At 64.9% G+C, this 17,497-nt stretch carries 15 protein-coding genes; 9 read left to right on the forward strand and 6 right to left on the reverse strand.

Annotated elements, in window-relative coordinates; genetic code table 11:
- Positions 1-137: 137 nt before the first annotated feature.
- The 3 genes from ACQZ2A_RS08065 to ACQZ2A_RS08075 form a co-directional block, all read right to left on the reverse strand.
- Complete coding sequence (locus tag ACQZ2A_RS08065) at positions 138-629, reverse strand: hypothetical protein (RefSeq protein WP_430209310.1); 492 nt, start codon at positions 627-629, stop codon at positions 138-140.
- A gap of 595 nt (positions 630-1,224) precedes the next feature.
- Positions 1,225-1,497 (reverse strand): hypothetical protein, encoded by a 273-nt coding sequence (locus ACQZ2A_RS08070; RefSeq protein ID WP_430209313.1) that lies wholly within the window; start codon positions 1,495-1,497, stop codon positions 1,225-1,227.
- Between the two features lie 366 nt (positions 1,498-1,863).
- Positions 1,864-2,358 (reverse strand): hypothetical protein, encoded by a 495-nt coding sequence (locus ACQZ2A_RS08075; RefSeq protein ID WP_430209315.1) that lies wholly within the window; start codon positions 2,356-2,358, stop codon positions 1,864-1,866.
- Between the two features lie 152 nt (positions 2,359-2,510).
- Between ACQZ2A_RS08075 and ACQZ2A_RS08080 the strand changes: the two genes are divergently transcribed.
- Complete coding sequence (locus ACQZ2A_RS08080) at positions 2,511-3,059, forward strand: DMP19 family protein (protein ID WP_430209318.1); 549 nt, start codon at positions 2,511-2,513, stop codon at positions 3,057-3,059.
- A 102-nt stretch (positions 3,060-3,161) separates the two neighbouring features.
- Here ACQZ2A_RS08080 and ACQZ2A_RS08085 read toward each other — a convergent pair whose 3' ends face one another.
- Positions 3,162-3,701: a hypothetical protein gene (locus ACQZ2A_RS08085; RefSeq protein ID WP_430209320.1), complete on the reverse strand. Its 540-nt coding sequence runs from the start codon at positions 3,699-3,701 to the stop codon at positions 3,162-3,164.
- 503 nt (positions 3,702-4,204) lie between these two features.
- Between ACQZ2A_RS08085 and ACQZ2A_RS08090 the strand changes: the two genes are divergently transcribed.
- On the forward strand, positions 4,205-4,834 hold the full coding sequence (locus tag ACQZ2A_RS08090; protein WP_430209323.1) for a hypothetical protein: 630 nt from the start codon (positions 4,205-4,207) through the stop codon (positions 4,832-4,834).
- Between the two features lie 489 nt (positions 4,835-5,323).
- A complete protein-coding gene (locus tag ACQZ2A_RS08095) occupies positions 5,324-5,971 on the forward strand; it encodes a hypothetical protein (RefSeq protein WP_430209325.1) in 648 nt (215 codons plus the stop codon).
- Between the two features lie 179 nt (positions 5,972-6,150).
- Here the strand turns inward: ACQZ2A_RS08095 and ACQZ2A_RS08100 are convergent, their stop codons facing one another.
- Entirely contained in the window at positions 6,151-7,668 is a 1,518-nt protein-coding gene (locus tag ACQZ2A_RS08100; protein WP_430209327.1) for an AlbA family DNA-binding domain-containing protein, read from the reverse strand.
- On the opposite strand from ACQZ2A_RS08100, the gene ACQZ2A_RS08105 reads away from it, so the two are divergent.
- On the forward strand, positions 7,627-8,388 hold the full coding sequence (locus tag ACQZ2A_RS08105) for a hypothetical protein (RefSeq protein WP_430209329.1): 762 nt from the start codon (positions 7,627-7,629) through the stop codon (positions 8,386-8,388). The two genes, ACQZ2A_RS08100 and ACQZ2A_RS08105, sit on opposite strands and share 42 nt — an antisense overlap.
- A gap of 119 nt (positions 8,389-8,507) precedes the next feature.
- Here ACQZ2A_RS08105 and ACQZ2A_RS08110 read toward each other — a convergent pair whose 3' ends face one another.
- The gene (locus ACQZ2A_RS08110) at positions 8,508-12,203 is read right to left on the reverse strand and encodes a DUF4365 domain-containing protein (RefSeq protein WP_430209332.1); all 3,696 of its coding nucleotides are present in this window, start codon (positions 12,201-12,203) and stop codon (positions 8,508-8,510) included.
- Between the two features lie 593 nt (positions 12,204-12,796).
- On the opposite strand from ACQZ2A_RS08110, the gene ACQZ2A_RS08115 reads away from it, so the two are divergent.
- The 5 genes from ACQZ2A_RS08115 to ACQZ2A_RS08135 all read left to right on the forward strand — a co-directional run bounded on the left by ACQZ2A_RS08115 (position 12,797) and on the right by ACQZ2A_RS08135 (position 17,217).
- Positions 12,797-13,162 carry a hypothetical protein gene (locus ACQZ2A_RS08115; RefSeq protein ID WP_430209335.1) on the forward strand — a complete coding sequence of 122 codons (366 nt, stop codon included), beginning with the start codon at positions 12,797-12,799 and terminating at the stop codon, positions 13,160-13,162.
- The gene (locus ACQZ2A_RS08120) at positions 13,119-13,994 is read left to right on the forward strand and encodes a transposase (protein ID WP_430209337.1); all 876 of its coding nucleotides are present in this window, start codon (positions 13,119-13,121) and stop codon (positions 13,992-13,994) included. The genes ACQZ2A_RS08115 and ACQZ2A_RS08120 overlap by 44 nt, the downstream gene beginning before the upstream one ends.
- Positions 13,995-15,168: 1,174 nt before the next feature.
- Positions 15,169-15,681 (forward strand): hypothetical protein, encoded by a 513-nt coding sequence (locus ACQZ2A_RS08125; protein WP_430209339.1) that lies wholly within the window; start codon positions 15,169-15,171, stop codon positions 15,679-15,681.
- A 28-nt stretch (positions 15,682-15,709) separates the two neighbouring features.
- The gene (locus ACQZ2A_RS08130) at positions 15,710-16,393 is read left to right on the forward strand and encodes an SAF domain-containing protein (protein WP_430209341.1); all 684 of its coding nucleotides are present in this window, start codon (positions 15,710-15,712) and stop codon (positions 16,391-16,393) included.
- Positions 16,393-17,217, forward strand: coding sequence for a MinD/ParA family ATP-binding protein (locus ACQZ2A_RS08135; RefSeq protein WP_430209343.1), 825 nt, complete (start codon positions 16,393-16,395; stop codon positions 17,215-17,217). The genes ACQZ2A_RS08130 and ACQZ2A_RS08135 overlap by 1 nt, the downstream gene beginning before the upstream one ends.
- Positions 17,218-17,497: the final 280 nt, after the last annotated feature.

Consider the following 17,497-nt stretch of genomic DNA (forward strand, 5'->3'; position numbering starts at 1 on the left):
ACAACCACCTGATGTCTGTGGAATGCACCTCTACTTCGGTGCTGCCCCAAATAGTCTACGCCGCACCCCGAAGGTGGCGGCGACGAACTCGGTCGCGATCAAGTCGGTGCCTGCTTGGTGCCAGGGCTTTAAAGGTATCATCCGAGATCCTTATCCCCCTCTGGGTCCCGCCAGACTCTGTCGAAAAGCACACCCGCGCCCTTCGGCACGTTCAGACCTGCGCCCACTAAACCCCAAGTGCCGAGAACGGTCAATAGGAGTTCTGAGATCCCGTCCTCCGACACTTGTAAATCGAGGAGTTTCGCGTAGATCACTATCGTCAGGACAAACTGAAAAGCTCGCCGAGCTGTAGCACGGTCATTACTTCCTAAAACGTCCGTTGCGTCTCCGAGTTCGACTAACATGCGCTCGGCCTCGCGGGACGCGAAAAGTATGACGTCTTCTTCGACGATCAGGTTGGGATCGTCAAACGAGAGTGACCGGACTGCTCGACGGATTATTTCGGTAGTACTGGACCCCTCAGCCTCTTGCGCCCGGCGAAGGATCTCGATCGACTCTGGACTCATGAGAACCTTCACGCGCCTTGCTGGAGATCGTGGGCTCGATCCGCGGTCACCTTCGTCGCTCACACACTCAAGGGTAGGCGGGAGCGCGAGCCGACATCAGTTGGTGGGTGCAGGCATTGGTCGGACTCCCCTCCAAGACGATTTTCGCCTCAGCTCACGTGTCCGGGAAGGTCAAGACAGGTCAACTTCGCCACACGCCATCGCCCGCGTTTCACCCGTGGCCTACCAACCAGCGCACCCGTTGCGGGACACTTAGTGCACCAACCAAGGACCCCTCGGTTGGAGTTCAGACCGCTTCGCCTGCCGGAGTGGTTTGGACAGTAGGAAGCCGGGCTTGGCTGCCACCAAGCCCGGCTTCAGAAGACCCGCAATGCCCCGTCGCATCAGGAAGGAGGTGGAGGTCTTGTGTGATCACTGTACCCAGCGAGTGGTGACTGCGCAGCCGCCTGTTCGGCGTGACTGGCTCAGCACAGTCGTGATCATGGTCGCGCTCCTTGCGCAGCACTACAGCGACATTGGCTTCATCTTGCACCGCTGACGCTCTGTCGATGACATGGTCGGCGGTCCTCCCTTCAAGGAGTGCGGGAAGACCGCCGACCAGTCTGGGAGAGCCCTCAGTCAGGACGGAACCGGGGCAGGTAGTACCGCGTCCATGTCTTCACTCGAAGAAGTAGACATGGAGGTGGTTTCGATGCTCTTCAGTCTCGCGATCTGTGACGGACGCATCCCCAACCGAGGTTCCATCCGACCAGGCCCAATTTCTGGCGGCATCATCATCATCATCCTGTGGCTGCATCAGGTTCACGAGGTGACCCTCTCCATCGGGCTGAGGTGGTGAACCTTCGCCATGCATCCAGCGCCGATTCGCCGGGATCATGTCTTCGAGGTTGTGCGGTTCCTCCTGCAGCGCAGCCACTGCTTCCCCGATCATGACGTGATCCGGGCGGGCGAAGAGGCGGCCCTTGACCCCGATGCGACCGAACCCCGGCGTCCCATGCCTCGACCTAAGAGCCCTGTGGGCGTGTCGCACGACGTTGGGTCATTCGGCGGGACGCTCGTAGCCCAAGACAGCGCACTCATCAATTCCACCGTTGACGTCCTCCCGACCGGCGGCCGCTCCCGCGGATCGGTGTGCGCAGCAGGGAGAGCGAGTTTCCACGGCCACCCAGCCCAGCGACTCGGCCCCGTCCGCTCGTCGTTTCTGCGGGCCGCAACCGGATCGGCCGCGATCCGAGTAGTCACAGGCGGCGGAAGGGGTCATGTCGACCCTGTCAGCCAACCCTGACGGTGTTGCGCTTCAGTCTGGATGAACTGCGTTCCAAGGCAGGTAGCAACTCCGGGCGACAACCGCCGTCCGGAAGAAGGCATCCGAGTCTGCGGCGACGAGGACCCAACAATCTGACTCCCAGCCGAGGTTTCCAGCATGAACCCACACCAATGGAGCGGTGCCGTCGTTCGGGCCCGACCCGGTGGCAACCCCTCTGAGGTCAAGGCAGTAGAAGCCACCGGATCCATCCATGCCCACAGGCCAAGCACCCGGCATGTACCGCGAGAACGAGTAGGCAGAGAAGATCGCTGGCCCATTCGAGCCCTCGGCTTGGAACTCGGTCTCCAGTGGTCCAAACGGTCCCGCCGGCAACGCCGCGCCGTCTAACAACAGGAAGTCAGCACCTCCACGCTGACCCTCTATCAGCGCGGCCGGGAGCACAAGCGGCTCGACCAGACCTAGCAGCCGTCCCGCCTCCACGGACATCTCGACGACCCAGACCGGCCCGTTCTCGGCCCCATCCATCACGGGTCCCCCTTCCGACGCATGCATACCCGCGCCAATCTTCTCCATACCCCAGCACCGACGCCAGCAGCTGCCACCGTCGCGGCGGACATACGCTCTTGCTTTCTGATGAGCACGCCACCGACCGCTTCCCCGTTAGGCAGACTCGCCTCGTGAGCATCCTCGACGACATCGCCGATTCGCCTCGGGAGTGGACTGCCGCACTAGTCATCGATCAGGTACTCCTCCACCAGTACGACGAAGCCGACCGCAGACGCGACCCCGACCTTCCGACGTGGCTGCGAGAGATCCTCGTCATCTGCGACCTCGAGACCCAACTGCAGATGGACGGCCTGCTGGGCTGGCTGGAGAACCGCGCCAACGAGGACCTCGACCTTGTCGCCGACGCACTCTCGGCGATCGGTCTGCCGACAGACGCGCACCTCGTCCGAGAGGCAGCGGGCATTATCGACCCCCGCACCCTGTCCGAACAGAACAACTCGCTCCCCGTGCACACGGTCTCTTCGTTCCGGGACCGCCACGGCCAGGTCACTCCGCAGGACTACGAGCGCATCTCCGAGATCCAGGGCAAGCTCTTCGCCAGCGCACCTGACGGCCTCGACATCGAGGCTCTCCTCATCGCCCACGCCCACGCCGGGCTACGTCCCGAGCGAGGAGCGAACGCCTTCGAGGTCGGCGAGAAGCGAATCGACCATCCTTGAAGCGTCCGACTGGCGGCGAAGTGACGCATGTTGAAGCGCCCGCTCATGTAGACGATGAGTGCACGCCCCGAGCCGAGGCTGATCGCACGGCCGCAGCAGCGCTCATTGTGTGATCGGCGGCAGGAGGTAGAGCCACCACACAACCGCCACCGCACCGCAAATGGGCTCGACCACGTCCATCACCGTAAGGCGCCGCCCATTGTGCGCAACTCGGTCGTTTCGCAGTCTGTTCAGTGCACTGACACTGGCCTGAGCCTGTTCTGAAAGAACGGAATCCGTATGAAGCTGAATGAACGCCAGTCGCTCAGGCAGCGTCAACAGTGATCGAGCCCGCTTGGGTAAACCCAGACTTGGCAGAATGGTCTCGGCGCGGTGTGCCGCTAGGACGTCCAAGGCGGTATGGAGATGGAGCACGGCTGCATTGAAGTCTTCATCGCCGTATGCCAGTAAGCCCGCGACTAGGAGGTCAGATGCCTCGAGGCCTGTCGGCGGCGGTGCCCATGTTGTGTGGATCTGGACCTGAGCGGCGGTCCAGTCCGCAACGGTGCGTGGTGGGGTAAGGGGATAGGCATAGAACGCCAGAGGGTCAGTGAGTCCAGGACGCCCGATCGTCTGGCCAGTCACATGGGCGAGCGCCACCATCTTTCGCCCTCGAGGGACATCGTCAGGCAGCGGTGCGCGGTGGCTCCCTCCGGGAGCCGCAGAGTCTCAAACGAAAGTTCAAAGTACTGATGCAGTGGGACGGTCAACCGAATGGTCGCGTGGCCTCCGAGTGCTAGCAGGATTGGTGGCCAAAGGTGCACCACCCGCTGGAGGACGCGGCGGAGCGCGAGCCACGCGGGCTTTTCGTGGCCCTTCCGGCATCGCGTGGTGCCGCCTGTGGCCGCGCGCCGAGCAACTTCGGGAGTCGACACATCGAGCGGTCCCGCGCCACATTCACAGGCCAAACTTCCGGGCACGCCGTCAGTAAGTACCTCGATGGACTCGGTGATCTCTCGCGGTGACCTCGGATCGTTCACGCAAGCAACATCGCACACCCACGAGGGTTTGATGGTGCCCGCCGCGACGCAGAGCTATGCCCCTGACCTCGTAGGAGCCACCCGCTTCGTGACCCGCGCCGAGGGATGAGGCGCTAGCGTCCATGGATGTCGTTCGTGAAGACATCAGGTTCCGCCGAGGCGTTCCTTGGGGTGGCGTTGGGGTCGTGGCCAGACTGGCTCGCGGCCGTCTTCACGTCCTTTGCCTTCTCCATCGCTGCGCTGACATATCTACGGAGTGCACGCGAACGACGGCAAGCCCAAGCGCGGCTCGTGTACGCGAAGATCACTGCGTACCGCACGTTCGAACCAGGGCAGATGGTTCCGCTACCGGAGGGTCTCGGCACGGGGGTCCCGCAACCGGGCGCGGTTCATAACCTTGTCTCGCCAGCTGGCGGAGGTGGCGTTGCCCTGACTTGGGTCGCCGCCACCCGTGTCGTGCGCGTAGTCGTAGAACTCCACAACGCTAGTGACGAACTGGTGCTGCGCTGGCTACCTAGACTCTACGACTACGGGCTTCGCCTCGAGTACGACATCACCTCGACGCCGCTGGGAGTGGTCGAGCCTCACTCTCACTCTTCGGTGATTCTTGTGGCGAACAACCCTCACGCTCAGGGCGAGCCGGGACTGAATGTGAACCTCACGATCGAGGATTCCTCAGGCCAGACATGGGAAAGGTTGCAGTCGAGGCCCATCCGCCGGATCACAAGGCGAGCCCGAGCTTCACAGTGGGCCTGACTGCAGAGCTCAGCGGCACTTCCACGGACCATCGTCTGGCTCACTGAGGATCAGGGTGGGCGACGCACTGAGCAGCCGGTCCCCGGTGGCAAACGTGACTATGCGGCCAACGGCTTCGTCCCCCGTTGACTGTGGAGACAGGGCTTGCATCGCTGGTACTTCGTCCTGCCGATCCGGGGGCTTGGCGCTCACGGGCGGATGCGGGGGTGGCCCGTCGGTGACTACAGGTACCCCACGAGGTTTCGCCCGCGGACGTGTTCGTCGTGACCGGAGGTCCGCAAGTCGTCGGCTAGTTCCACGTCGGATCTGTGGACTGATCTGCTGCGGGCGACAGGCGGCGAAGTGGGGCAGGTCGCAGTCCATAACAGGCTCTGACTTTCTACCGACTTGGTGCCTGTACGTCGTCGCGGGACGGACTGGGCGTTGACGGGCCTCGCGACCTTCCTAACCGCAGGCCCGCCCAGCGCGGCCCGTGGCACGATCACCATCATGCCCGGCCGCCGCGAACCACCAGTGCCGATCTGGCGTGACGGCGGAAGCCTGTGGCTGGAGCACACAGCCTTGACGGAGGCGGACCTGGAATGGCTCCGTCCAGTACGCCGCCTCACTGCGTGGGCTGTGCAGTTCTCGCCGGGGCTACTTGCCCAGCTCCCCGACCTCGAGCTGCTCGATCTGCGCGGGGGCTCCGGAGCCCACATTGAGCAGGTCCGCGGATGCAGCGACTTACGCGTCCTCGTCGTGAATCAGATCCGGGGCGTCACCGACGTCTCCGCCATAGCGTCTCTACCAAGGCTGCATCTGCTCTCCCTCTACGGTCTTCCACGCGTGACGCAGCTGCCCTCGGCCGCACACCTGCCCGAATTGACGCGCGTCGAGCTCGGATCCATGAAAGGCCTCGACGGGCTCGCGCCGTTGCTGGAGGCACCCAGTCTTCGGGAACTGCTCCTGGTTCGTGCCGTGCGGCTCACTGATGCCGACCCGACGGCGATTCGTAACCACCCAACACTGGAGCGCTTCGACTGGTTTGCCGAGGACGTCCCAGTCAAGACCTGGATGCCGGTCCGCGAGACGGTTGGCAAGCCCACGGTCAAGGTGATGCACGTGGGCGATTGGCTCGACAAGCACGGCACTCGCTAGCGCTGCCAGTCACCTGCACCTATCGCTCGACGACTTCCAGCCGGCTGCTGATGCTCAAGCGCGCGTCGACGAAACCCGTGATCCAGGCGCGTGACCGGCGGCGGTTTGACGCCTTCATCTCAAGAGACACGTGGTTCACGAGTCGCGAGGCAGGCGGCACTCCTCATGCCGAGAGCTCCTCAAAACCAGAAATGACCCTGATTCGCCGCAGACTGAAGCACGAGTTGGACGACCGCGTGGACCTCCTCCCTCGGACATCCAGGCAGCAGTGCATTCTGCATCTGCTCGTCATCCTTTAATCGGTCGACGACCGGCATCGTTCGATGGTCGTAGAGCGCTGCGAAGCTGGGGTACTGCTCGGAGGGCCCGCGGCCGCCAGCTGCGGCGACGACACACCATAGGAAGTCTGCCTGGCACACAGAGTCCAACAGCACGTCCTGGTCGGCCGGCGGAGTGCCGACTGGTGGCGGCGCATCGGCGCCGGGGACGTCAGGGCGAAGGGCGGCCACTGACGCGACCTTCTGTCGAGCAACAGCAACGAGGAGGCCAAGAACGCCGGGGTGATCCCCATCAACGTATCGAGCAGCCTGCCCAGTGCGCCCGGCCCAAACATCGGCATGACGGAGCCAGGACCTGTAAACGTAGTTCTGCCCGACAGGGCGCAAAGCAAGAGTTCTGACGGCCGGCCACTCGTCGAGTCGGACGGCGAGTGCCATCGCCGCAAGCACACGGGTTGCAATCTCGAACCAGAGCAGTGGTACCGCGTTGTTATTAGGTGGGGTCCCGTCGAATCCAACGGAGACGTACACAGCGTGCAGAGCGCCGACGCCATGGTTGATGAGGTCGAAGTCCCCCGTGAGAAGGCCAACACCAACGCACGTGATAAGCCGATCCAGCACCGTCAGCAGATCTGCGAAGTCGTCGGATTCGACATCCACGGTGTTAGCCAGTCGCCGGCCTTCGGACGCCATGGTCATCATGACCACCCGCAGCCCGCGAGTGTCTTCAATACGCGAAAGCTCCGTAATGGCGTTGGTGAAGGCGTCTTCGGGCAAACGCCAAGTGATATTGGTGAGGGCTCCCCGTGCAATGGTGGTGCCTTGCTGCTGCTGGGCCAGTTGGGCGACAAGGTCACCGACTCTTGCCTGTTCCTCTCGACGTACAGAGTCGATAAGGGGCTTGAGCAGTGGCAGGAGATCCGTGGTGCGCCAGCGGCGCGATGAGGTCCCGTCGCGCACAATTACATCACCTGCGCGAAGTGGAGTCTTGGTGTTTCCCCTGCTGTCCTTGAAAGTCACGTCGGCCTTGACGATGGGGAACAGGTGGTCGTCGCGACGCCCTAGGAAGATGACTGCCACGTCACCACCGTCGAGGGCGTGGACTTGGCTAGCCACCGGTATGTCGCCCTCCAAGTACTTGGTCAGGATGCTCCGCAGGCTGGCTGAGTCGAACATCGAGGAGTCGAGAGTGGCCCCGATGGGGGTCCCGCGGCCGTCCACCCCGATGACGAGGTACCCGCCGTCCGGTCGTGTGAGCATCGCCGCGCAGTCCTTTACGAACTCCGCTCGCCCGCCGCCCTCCGTGTCGCCGGGGTCGCACGACTCCTTGTAGTCGAGAGCGGGGTATTCGCCCTGTGCAGCTAGGAGGGATTGCAGTTGTTCGAGATCGACGCGACCGTCGACGGCGAATGGCTCCATGCTGGCAATCTTGCCTGCGATCGTCCAGCTCTCGGTAGGCCGCGACCGGTCCTGAGCCCCTCATTGACATTCCCCGAGGCACTCATCGCCTACGGTCGCGGGGTGAGCGTATGGATTACGAAGGACAACGTGGACGTTGTGGTCGCTTGGGCGACGCTGGCCGGCGTGGCCGTCGGCGCCCTGGGGGTGCTAGCTGCGATCCGTCAGTTGGTCCTCATCCGTCGCGATTCTCATGACAGAACTCGGCCGTATGTTCAGCTCGACGTGGTCCCGGGCCTCCAAGGCCCTGGTAGTTGGGACTTGGTGATTGAGAACCGCGGCGCTTCAACCGCCTTGCAGGTTGTCGTCGATCCAGGAGTGATCCACCCTCTGGACCGGGACGACCACATCTCACCGGTTGTGGGCGACTACCTAGAGACTCCAAAGAGCTTGGTTCCAGGTGCGCGACGCAGAGTGATGTGGGGGTACGACTCCGGAGGAGTGAAGGCAGGAGTCCTCGAACCGCGCCACGTCACGGTGACCTACGTCGATGAGCGGCTCGCAGCAAGACGCTGGAGGACGAAGCCATACCGCGAAACGTTGCTCGTTGGGGAGGCGCTCGGACCAGCCGCGTTTCCCGCGCCGTTTGAAGGGCCCAAGCCAACCAGCCAAGACATGCTCGCTCACATTGATCGTGCGATACGCACCCTTAACACCCACGTGGGGGAACTTCGCAGGTAGCGCGGGCCTGCCGCGCACGGGTGCGCGACATCGGGGCGATCACTTGCGACATGCCCGGGCTTTCTTCCCACGCGACGCCTTGGCTGCCATCAGGTCACTTGGGAAAGGCTCCCCGGCTGTCAACCTCCCACGCGTGCGAGCACGGTGGACGTGAAATCGTCGGCGCCAAGCAACCGGCCTTCTTGTTCGTAAACCGTGACGATCAAGGGCAACTGTGCCGCCGGATCAGCGATGCTTTCAGACTCGGCGATGAGTCGGCCGGTTCTGAGCCCGTTCGCGCAGTCCTCCACGTTCGGACCGGAACCAACTCCCTCGATTGCGATCGCAGCAACCATTGCAGCCGCGTACTGAGGGTCCACGTACGCTCGCGCGGCACCCAGCATCGCCGCGTACTGCCAGTGGAGGACGAGGTCTGGCGCATGGGTCGCAACCGAGCTGGCTATTGCGCTCCAATCGGCCAGTCCGCTAAATCGCCATGCCCACCATGCGGGCCTCGTGAGAACCGTAGCCGCCCGTCGCGGCTGCCAGTCTTCGTCACCTGCTAACTGCAGTACGTCGTCCAGTGTGGCGGGCAGGTCTACAACGCCCTCGCGCAGGAGGCGCCTCACCCACGTATGACGAACCGAGACGAGTTTCGCCACTTCGTCGTCGGCAGCTCCCGCTGGGAGCGCCTCGATTTGGGTGTCGCTTAAGGCCTCGAGCAGAGCGGGAGTGCCAAAGCACGCCACGCCTAGCGCGCGGGCGAGTCGGCGTTGACCGATTTCGTCAGTCCACAGAGAGCATTTCTCGTCGTGGGCCAGTTGGATTGCTGCCATCCAACATTCGTTGCCAGGCCTGTCGGCCAAGGTTCCCAGCAGGGGGATCTGGGTCACGACCTGAGACCTTGTTTCGGCTGCTGCGCCTTCCATGGCCTCGACTCGTCTTACGTACTGCAAGTAGTCCGTCGACGAAAGCTCATGGAGAACTGGGCGCCGCGCTGCTGAGTCCCAAGCGAGGGTTCCTGGGCTCGCGGCAAGACCTTGGATTTCGACTGTCGCTCGGAGGATGTCGCGGCGAGCATCAGTTGGGAATCTGAGACGCGCGAACCGTCCACGCAAGGCTGCGCCGTCCTCGACCAGCCCCGTCACCAGTAAGGCCGACGAGTCAACGGCGATCGCCTGTCCCAGAGCCTGTTTCGCATCTTCGACATCGCGATCATGCTCGTCGTCATCTGCCGCAGCGGCGATGATTGGCCCTGCCAGCTCCTGGACCAGGGTTGCTGCGTAGCTTCGCCTGGTCGCCCCCGCGAGAAGGCCGACTGGGACCTTTCCACGCTGTACCTCGCGAAGTAGCTTGACCAAGGCTTCTTGGTTGCGACTCTTCTCCTCAAGCACGCGGGACAGTTCCTCGACGAGATGTTCGTCTGATCCCTCGATCCGTTGGACTGAGGGACTTCCGTCCTCCCGGCGAGCATGCCGATCAATGGCCGCAAATGCATCCCGCCGAATGTCCGCTGTCACCACGGGGCGATGGTCCGGGTCCAGCGTAGGAAGCTCTGAATCTTCCGCCTCCTCAGCGGAGGTTGTCTTGGTGGTTAAGTGCCACAGCAGCGGCAGCGACACGCTGGGCTCATTCTCGAAGCGGAGCGCAAGCGCAAGCGCTTCTGACGCTGTCTCTTGATCCCAAGGCTGGACGATCATGGCGCGCAACCACGTTTCGGCGTCTTCCTGAGTGGACACTCGTGGCCTATAGCGTGTGACCGTCGCCGCCGCACTACGTGAATCCGCCAGGTGCACCTGCGCTCGCACGAGTTGCCACACGTCCGAGTCACGTACTTCGGAATGAAGCGCCAGAACCTGTGTCAACAATTCGACGGCCTCCTCCCATTCGTTCCGCTCCGCGTGTCGTGACGCCAAGAAGGTCAAGAGTCGAGAACGGTCCCGAGGAAACCCCGTACCAGCGACGGCGCGCTGAGCAGCGGCTTCGGCTCGTTGCCACTCTTTCGCGTCAATCAAGAACTGCGCTGACGCGACGAGGAAGTGCGTCTGATGGAACGTCGCGAAGGCATCCTCGGCGGCTTCAGATGCCTCAACCCGCCTACCTGAACGAGCTAGGACCAACATCAGGTGCTCTGCCGAGGCAATGTCCGTGCGGGCCAGAGCGCGCAACTCAGGCAACGCCTCTTCAAGGTCACTTGTCGCACGCGCGGCCACCCCGGCAAGCCGCATGGCCGCCTCAGGAACTATCCTCCGCGAGACGAGTGGACCGAGCCGCTGCGATTGATCGACACCCAGAGATCCCAGGTGCAAGACGGCCGTCACGAGTTTCTGAGAGTCGTCGGAGGCTGCCGCGTCATCAGCGATCATTCCCCAAAGAGATCGCTCGTCATCCTCCGAAAGGGAGATCAGATCGACCCGTGCCCGATCAAGTCGGCTTTGGTCAGAGTCGTTCAGCATCGTCCCAAGTTTCGCCAGATCTTCGTCTAGTCCAAGCTGGTAGGCCGCGATCAGGGCGTAGCGAACAACCTCTTGTCGTAGGGCCTCCTCCGGGGTCGCGGTCCCGCGTGGTGACGTCAATGAGTAGGCAAGCGTGCCCTCGTTGTCGCCGCTGAGGGCGAGTAGTCGCAAGAGCTCCCGCAGGGGCTCGCCGGTGGGGCCGTCCCACGCATGGATCTGGTCCACTGCCGCCATCAACAGTTGGCACGCCTCAGTGAGGTCATCGCGTCCCCCCGAACTGGCCATGGCGCGTCTACCCAACGCCCCCGCTAAGTCACTCATGTAGGCGGAGTTGCCAGGCTCCAACCTCAAAGCTGCTCGAGCGTGATCGACGCTCACATCGAAGTGTCCCGCGCGCAGAGCCTGGTCCCCCAGAAACGCCTGTGCTGCGGCAGACCGCTGCACGGCCGGGTCCAATGGATCGAGAGGTGGCGCCGCAACTCTCGGACCGGCATCCCCCTCGGGATGGTTTAAGAGGGCATAACCTATGCGGACAAGCACGTCGGCCTCCGGGGAGGCGGCCGCGCGGTCCAGCAACTCGCGAGACCAAGCCCTGTCGTCCCCCATGGCGTTCAGGCCCGCCGCTGCTAACAGGGGACCCCGACGGCTGTCATCCCGTTCGGCGGCCACCTCGAAAGCCACAGCGCTCTGGAGCAAGTCGTCGTGGCTCGCGGAGTACGACGCAAGGGCGCGGTAACCGTTTCCGTCCGGTGAGTCGACCCACCATGGCGAAGCAAGGAGAATCGACTCGACCGTGCTGTGAGGGCTACGGCGGCCGTCAGAGAGGTGCATTGCCAATACGGCGGCTGCTGTGGGATCCAGCGACTTCACTCGTTCAATCGCCTCCTGCGTGGACGGGGGCAGGGTCGAGAGGGCCATCTCGTACCGAGCCGTCGCTCGCGCCTCTATTCCACCGGCGATACGAGCCCAGCGGCCCTTCGCTCCTCGAAGTGTGTTTCCGATTGGAACCTGGACCTTGTAACCCTTCCGGGTCTTGCTGAGCGAGGCGTCAGAGAGTTGCTCCCAATACACCTCCTCCGTCTCTGGATTCACCACGACGAGCACAACCGGGAGCGCGTATCCAGTCCAGAGCCCAACCTGCCGCTCCCCAAATCGAAGGATCCATCCCCCTTCCGTTGACTCGCGAAAGTAGCTCGGCCCGCTCTTGATCTGTAGGGCTATGAGCCGTCCCGTCGAACGACCGCCGAGCTTCTCCTCAACCTGCGCATCAATTCCCTCGTCCGAAATCGGTTGCTCGCGAAAGATCCAGCCGAGCTCACGGAGCACGATCCCCTCCACGAGATTCACGCCAAGCCGGCCAGTCAAGTCGGTGTCAGTCAACTCTCTGCCCCTTCATGAACAAGTCAGCGCCAGCTTGCCGTTCCACTCTCACTAACGTACGTGCGAAGAGCCGCCCAGCGGCCGACGACTCAAGCCGTGGCGCGACCCAGTCGAGCGCACTCGTGCCGAAGCTCGGCGGCGGCCTCGGGCGGTAAACCGATTCACGAGTGGACTCTCGACTCGTCCGCGGGCCCTCAAAGGAGCCCAACTTGGTACATGGAACGCCTGAAGGTGTACCAATCACGCGGTGAACTCTGCGCGGTGCAGACTCAATTGCTACACCCTGCGACGAAAGTCCATCGCTAGGCGACTGAGGCACCGCGCCTGGTCGTGAGCCCACAGTGGGCTGAGGGGGACGCCCTTAGTGGGCTACTAGAGACTTCCGGCAGGGCCGGCGTCTGGCCAGACTCGGTCCAGGCACTCGGCGGGACGCTCTCTATTGGGCTGCCCCCCCGCTGCGGGTGTGGCTCACTATCGGACTGCTGCCCGCCGGGTGCCGTGACGAGGCGTGGCTCAAGAAGGGACTGCCCTGCTCCTAGTAGCACTGCCCACCTCGCCGATCACATCGGTTCGAGCGAGGCGGGAGCCAACGCATGGAGAAGGTCATCATCGGGGTCGATCCCCACAAGCTGTCGGCGACGATCGAAGTCGTGGACGAGCACGAGCGCAAACTCGGAGCGGGTCGGTTCACCACCGACAAGGGCGGGTTCGCCGCAATGCGCACCTACGCCAAGGCGTGGCCGGAGCGGGTGTGGGCGGTTGAAGGAGCCAACGGGGTCGGCCGGCCGCTGGCGCAGCGACTGCTCGAGGCCGGCGAGCACATGGTGGACGTCCCCGCGAAGCTCGCAGCCCGGGTCCGGCTGTTCGACACCAGCCGGCCGCAAGACCGACGCCCACGACGCTCACTCGATCGCAATGGTCGCCGTGCGCACCTCCGGTCTTCGGGTGCTCACCGTTGATGGAGAGCTGGAGGCGCTGCGGCTGCTGGTCGAGCGTCGTGACTCGCTGACCCGTCGACGGGTACAGACGGTCGACCGCCTCCAGGCGCTGCTCGCGGAACTGCTTCCGGGACAGTCCAAGAAGGACATCACCACCGGTCAAGCCAAGCGCATGCTTGCCTCGGTCCGTCCCCGCGACATCGCCGGCAAGACCCGACGACGGATCGCCGCCGAGGAGCTGGCTGAACTGATCTCGGTCGAGGCGAAGATGAAGAAGGCCACCGCCGAGCTGAAGCAGATGGTCCTCGCCCGCGGCTCGCACCTGATGGACCTGCACGGCGTCGGTCCCGTCGTCGCCGCCAGGATCCTGGCTGACGTCGGCGACGTCGCCCGGTTCGCCGACCGCAACCGCTTCGCGTCCTGGACCGGCACCGCACCCCTGGACGCCTCCTCCGGGGAACAGTCACGCCACCGGCTCTCCCGCGCCGGGGACCGCCGGGTCAACCACGTCATCCACATCGTCGCGATCAGCCAGCTACGCATCCACACCGACGGACAGACCTACTACCGGCGCAAGCGCGCCGAGGGCAAGAGACCGCTCGAGGCGCTGCGCTGCCTCAAACGCCGAATCTCCGACGCGATCTTCCGACAGCTCGTCAGCGACGCAGAAGCAGCAGCCGAACACGACACGGAAGCGGGTCCGGGAGGGCACCGCGGGGCGTCTCATGTATCCAGCGCGGCCGGCTTACACCCGCACACCAGCACTTTGGATCAGCCACTTCCCGGACCCGCACCCGCGACGCTACGCCCGGCCGCCACCACTGTGAAGAGCCCCCTCGCAGCCACTGGTTGACAACAGAAGGGAGCCGGTATGACGCGGGTCGCTGAGGGATTGCGGCGCTCTGTCAGCTGACGACGGGCACCTCACAGGCGCATGGCTCGGGTGGCTTCCAGTGAGTTATCCACAGGTTCAAGCACCCAGTGACGCCGAGCAAGATCCGTGCCATCTTGTTGATACCACCCCAGAAGTGAGGCGGTAGCACATCGGAGGGGCCGATGGCGAAGTGGTCAGCGAGCGTTCGAGGCGCCCATGTCGGTTGCGCCCTTACCGCGGCGGTGATGGTCACGGCCTGCCAGCCAACCAACGATTCGACGGCGCCCTCGCCGACATCCGCTAGCAGCGCTGTAGCACCTTCGAGTGCCGAGCCGATGCCAAGTGCGTCCTCCGAGACTCAACTCGAACGGAGACACCGGCTCGCAGGCCAGGCCGTCGTGCGGTACTGGGAGGTCGTCAGCGAGGTGGCAGCACATCCAAGTACGGACATCTCCAAACTCGACGCAGTGGCGGCTGACCAAGCCCTCGCCCAACAGCGTGTTGCCGTCTACACGTACCGCGCGCGGGGCTGGACTCAGACAGGCAATCCGACCGTGAGCGCAATTCGCACTTCAGGTGACGCGAGTCCGTTCACAGTTTCGGCCTGTGTCGACGTCAGTAAGGTCGATTTCGTTGACGCGGCGGGCAAGTCGGCAGTCAGCACAAATCGGCCTGACGCGCAGCGATACTCGTACCAAGTGGAAGAGCGAGCCGCTGCATTTGTCGTCGTCGTGGACACCTTCAGGGGCACGCCGTGTTGAGGCGGTTGGCGGCGGTGGTCGCCCTCGGGTTTGTCACGACGGGATTCGCTCAGGCGAACGCGGAACCCATCACCTGCCCTCCCGGCTCTGCGCCCGACCCGCTGGCCGGTCGCTGCGTCATCATCGTCGAGGGGCCCGGACGACCGAGCGACCCTGGCGGTAGCGGGGGTGGCACCGGCTCCGGGGGTGTCAAAGCGTGCACCAGCTCGCTGGGGGGAAAAGGGCGGAAGGTGCCGTGCTCGAGTAGGGCGGGTTGGTGGTCGCAATCCGAGCAGGCGTACTGCAAGGCGGCGGCCCCCCAACCGCCGAAGGGCGACCCCGTTTGGGAAGGGCGGACGGGCGGACAGGTCTATGAGTGCACACGTGTGCTCGATCCGCGCTTGGTGGGGGTCGTGTACCTCGTGTGGCTGCCTGCTCCACCGGACGGTGCACCGCCAGACCCGGCGATGCTCGCAGCTCGGGCCGCGCGCACCATGAATCTTCGAGCTGTCGCGATCGGCATCGTCCCGGAGAGCCGGCCCGAGGCGATCGGGTTGGTCGGGATGCCGGTGTGGATGTGGAACGCGAGTAGTGCGGCCGAGACCTGGGGTCCGGTGACGAAGACCGCCTCCGCCGGTGGCTACTCGGTGACGGCAACAGCGTCGGTCGACAAGGTCGTCTGGTCGATGGGAGACGGTCACGTCGTCCTCTGTCGCAATCCGGGCACGGTCTACCGCGATTCGTTCGGCAGCAGCGAGAGCCCGACGTGCGGTTATCGCTACGACCGTCAGGGCCGGTACACGGTGCGTGCCACCTCGTACTGGCGCGTGGACTGGGCGGGGCTCGGCCAGAGCGGCTCGATCCCGTTGCAGTTCTCCGACACGGCCGTCATCACGGTCGGCGAAGTCCAGGTCCTCACCCAGTAGGACTCAGCACCCAGGCAAAGGGGTCGTCATGACCACGACTGCCGACCCGAAGCGGGCCGACACCTCGCCATCAGCTCCGCCCATCGACGTGCCACCGATCCCCGTCGTGGCAGCGACCAGACGTCGCAGGCGACCGCTCCTGGTAGTGGCCTCTCTGGCGCTGGTCTGCCTGGGCGGCCTGCTGGCGGCGTGGGCGTGGTCAGCCACGAGCTCGACGGTCAGCGTGCTCGCCGCGAGAGCAACGGTGGAGCGCGGTGCCCTCATCACCGAGGGCGACCTCATGACGGTGAGCGTCAACGCGGACCCGGCCCTGCGCCCGGTGAAAGCGGGGGACGCGAACGACATCGTCGGCCGGCGCGCCAGTTCCGACATCGCTGCGGGCACGCTCATCACGCGCAGCCAGGTGGCCGAGAACCTGGTCCCCGCCGAGGGCAGTTCCCTGGTGGGGATCGGGTTGCCTGCCGCTGCCATGCCGGGGGAGCCGTTGCGGCCCGGCGACCCGGTGCGGGTGGTGGCCACGCCCGGTGAGCAGGGGGAGCTGGGCGACGTCGTGCCGGCGGTCACGTCGGCCACGGTGGTGTCGGTGTCATCGGACGAGGTGACGGGGATGCGGGTCGTGACGGTCTCGGTGCCGCAGGGTGACGCGGCGGTCCTGGCGGCGCGGGTGTCGACGGGAAACGTTGCGTTGGTGCTCGATTCGAGGCAGCGCTGATGGTCACCATCGCGTTGTGCTCGGCGGCGGGGTCTCCCGGGGTGACGAGCACGGCGTTGGGGTTGGCGATGACGTGGGCGCGGCCGGTGCTGCTGGTGGAGGCCGACCCGACCGGCGGCTCGGCCGTGATGGCAGGTCATTTTCGTGGGCAGGTCCACCCAGCCGGTTCGCTCGTCGACCTGGCGATGGCCCATAGGTCGGAGGAGCTGGTCGATGCCATCCCGGCGGTGGCGATGACGATCCCCGGGTCCGGCGTCTCGCTCCTGACCGGGACTCGGTCGCACGGGCAGGCTCGCGCGCTCGCGGGGCTGTGGGAGCCCCTATCCGCTGCGCTGGCGCGTCTGAACGACTTCGGTCAGGACGTGATCCTCGACGTGGGTCGTCTCGGCCTGAGCGGGTCGCCCGAGCGGTTGTTGTACGGAGCGGACGTGTGCCTGCTGGTGTTGCGCACCGACCTCGTGGCGTTGGCTGCGGCCCGGTCCTGGGCGGAGACGTTGAGCGAGGGATTCGAGTCCGTCGGTCACGGGCAGGGCCTGTTCGTGGTGACGGTGGGGGAGGGGCGTCCCTACTCGTCTCGGGAGATCGCCAAGGTGCTCGGGTTGCCCGTTGTGGCGAGTGTGGCGTGGGACGAGGTCGCTGCAGCGGTGTTCGCTCGGGGAGAGCCCCGCCCGCGTCGCCTTGCAACGTCCGCTTACGTACGGTCGTTGGGCCGGCTGGGTGAGACCCTGCGCGAGCGTGCGCACGCCGCACGCGGGGGATTGGACGGTGACCGTCAGCCAGTGGCGATGCCTGACGCGCTCCCCAGGGTGGAGGGGTTGGCATGAGCGCGGAGCCGCGAGACCCGGCGGCCGCAGACCCGAGCGCGTTACCCCTGTTCGCCGCCGATGCCGAGGCCCTGCCCCGCGCGGGTCGTGTTCGCGGCTCGTTCTCCCTGACCACGCCGGGAGCGCGGCCTGCGGCTTCTCCGCCGGTGTCGCTGGTGACGTCACGGCCGGCGCCGCTGCCGTACCGCGGGGACCTGGACTGGGGGCAGGTCGCCACCTTGCGGCAGCAGGCGTCCGACCGGCTCGCGGGGACTCTCGGGCACGAGCATGGTCGCCTCGA

The sequence above is a fragment of the Phycicoccus avicenniae genome (genome assembly GCF_050496545.1).
GTDB lineage: Bacteria > Actinomycetota > Actinomycetes > Actinomycetales > Dermatophilaceae > Phycicoccus > Phycicoccus avicenniae_A.

Bases quoted from the DNA above. Each gene is read 5' to 3' on its own strand.
- ACQZ2A_RS08115 (WP_430209335.1), top strand. From the start codon at position 12,797: ATGGAGAAGGTCATCATCGGGGTCGATCCCCACAAGCTGTCGGCGACG.
- ACQZ2A_RS08070 (WP_430209313.1), bottom strand. From the start codon at position 1,497: ATGATCGGGGAAGCAGTGGCTGCGCTGCAGGAGGAACCGCACAACCTC.
- ACQZ2A_RS08130 (WP_430209341.1), top strand. From the start codon at position 15,710: ATGACCACGACTGCCGACCCGAAGCGGGCCGACACCTCGCCATCAGCT.
- ACQZ2A_RS08085 (WP_430209320.1), bottom strand. From the start codon at position 3,701: ATGGTGGCGCTCGCCCATGTGACTGGCCAGACGATCGGGCGTCCTGGA.
- ACQZ2A_RS08120 (WP_430209337.1), top strand. From the start codon at position 13,119: ATGGTCGCCGTGCGCACCTCCGGTCTTCGGGTGCTCACCGTTGATGGA.
- ACQZ2A_RS08090 (WP_430209323.1), top strand. From the start codon at position 4,205: ATGTCGTTCGTGAAGACATCAGGTTCCGCCGAGGCGTTCCTTGGGGTG.
- ACQZ2A_RS08100 (WP_430209327.1), bottom strand. From the start codon at position 7,668: ATGGAGCCATTCGCCGTCGACGGTCGCGTCGATCTCGAACAACTGCAA.
- ACQZ2A_RS08075 (WP_430209315.1), bottom strand. From the start codon at position 2,358: ATGGATGGGGCCGAGAACGGGCCGGTCTGGGTCGTCGAGATGTCCGTG.
- ACQZ2A_RS08135 (WP_430209343.1), top strand. From the start codon at position 16,393: ATGGTCACCATCGCGTTGTGCTCGGCGGCGGGGTCTCCCGGGGTGACG.
- ACQZ2A_RS08095 (WP_430209325.1), top strand. From the start codon at position 5,324: ATGCCCGGCCGCCGCGAACCACCAGTGCCGATCTGGCGTGACGGCGGA.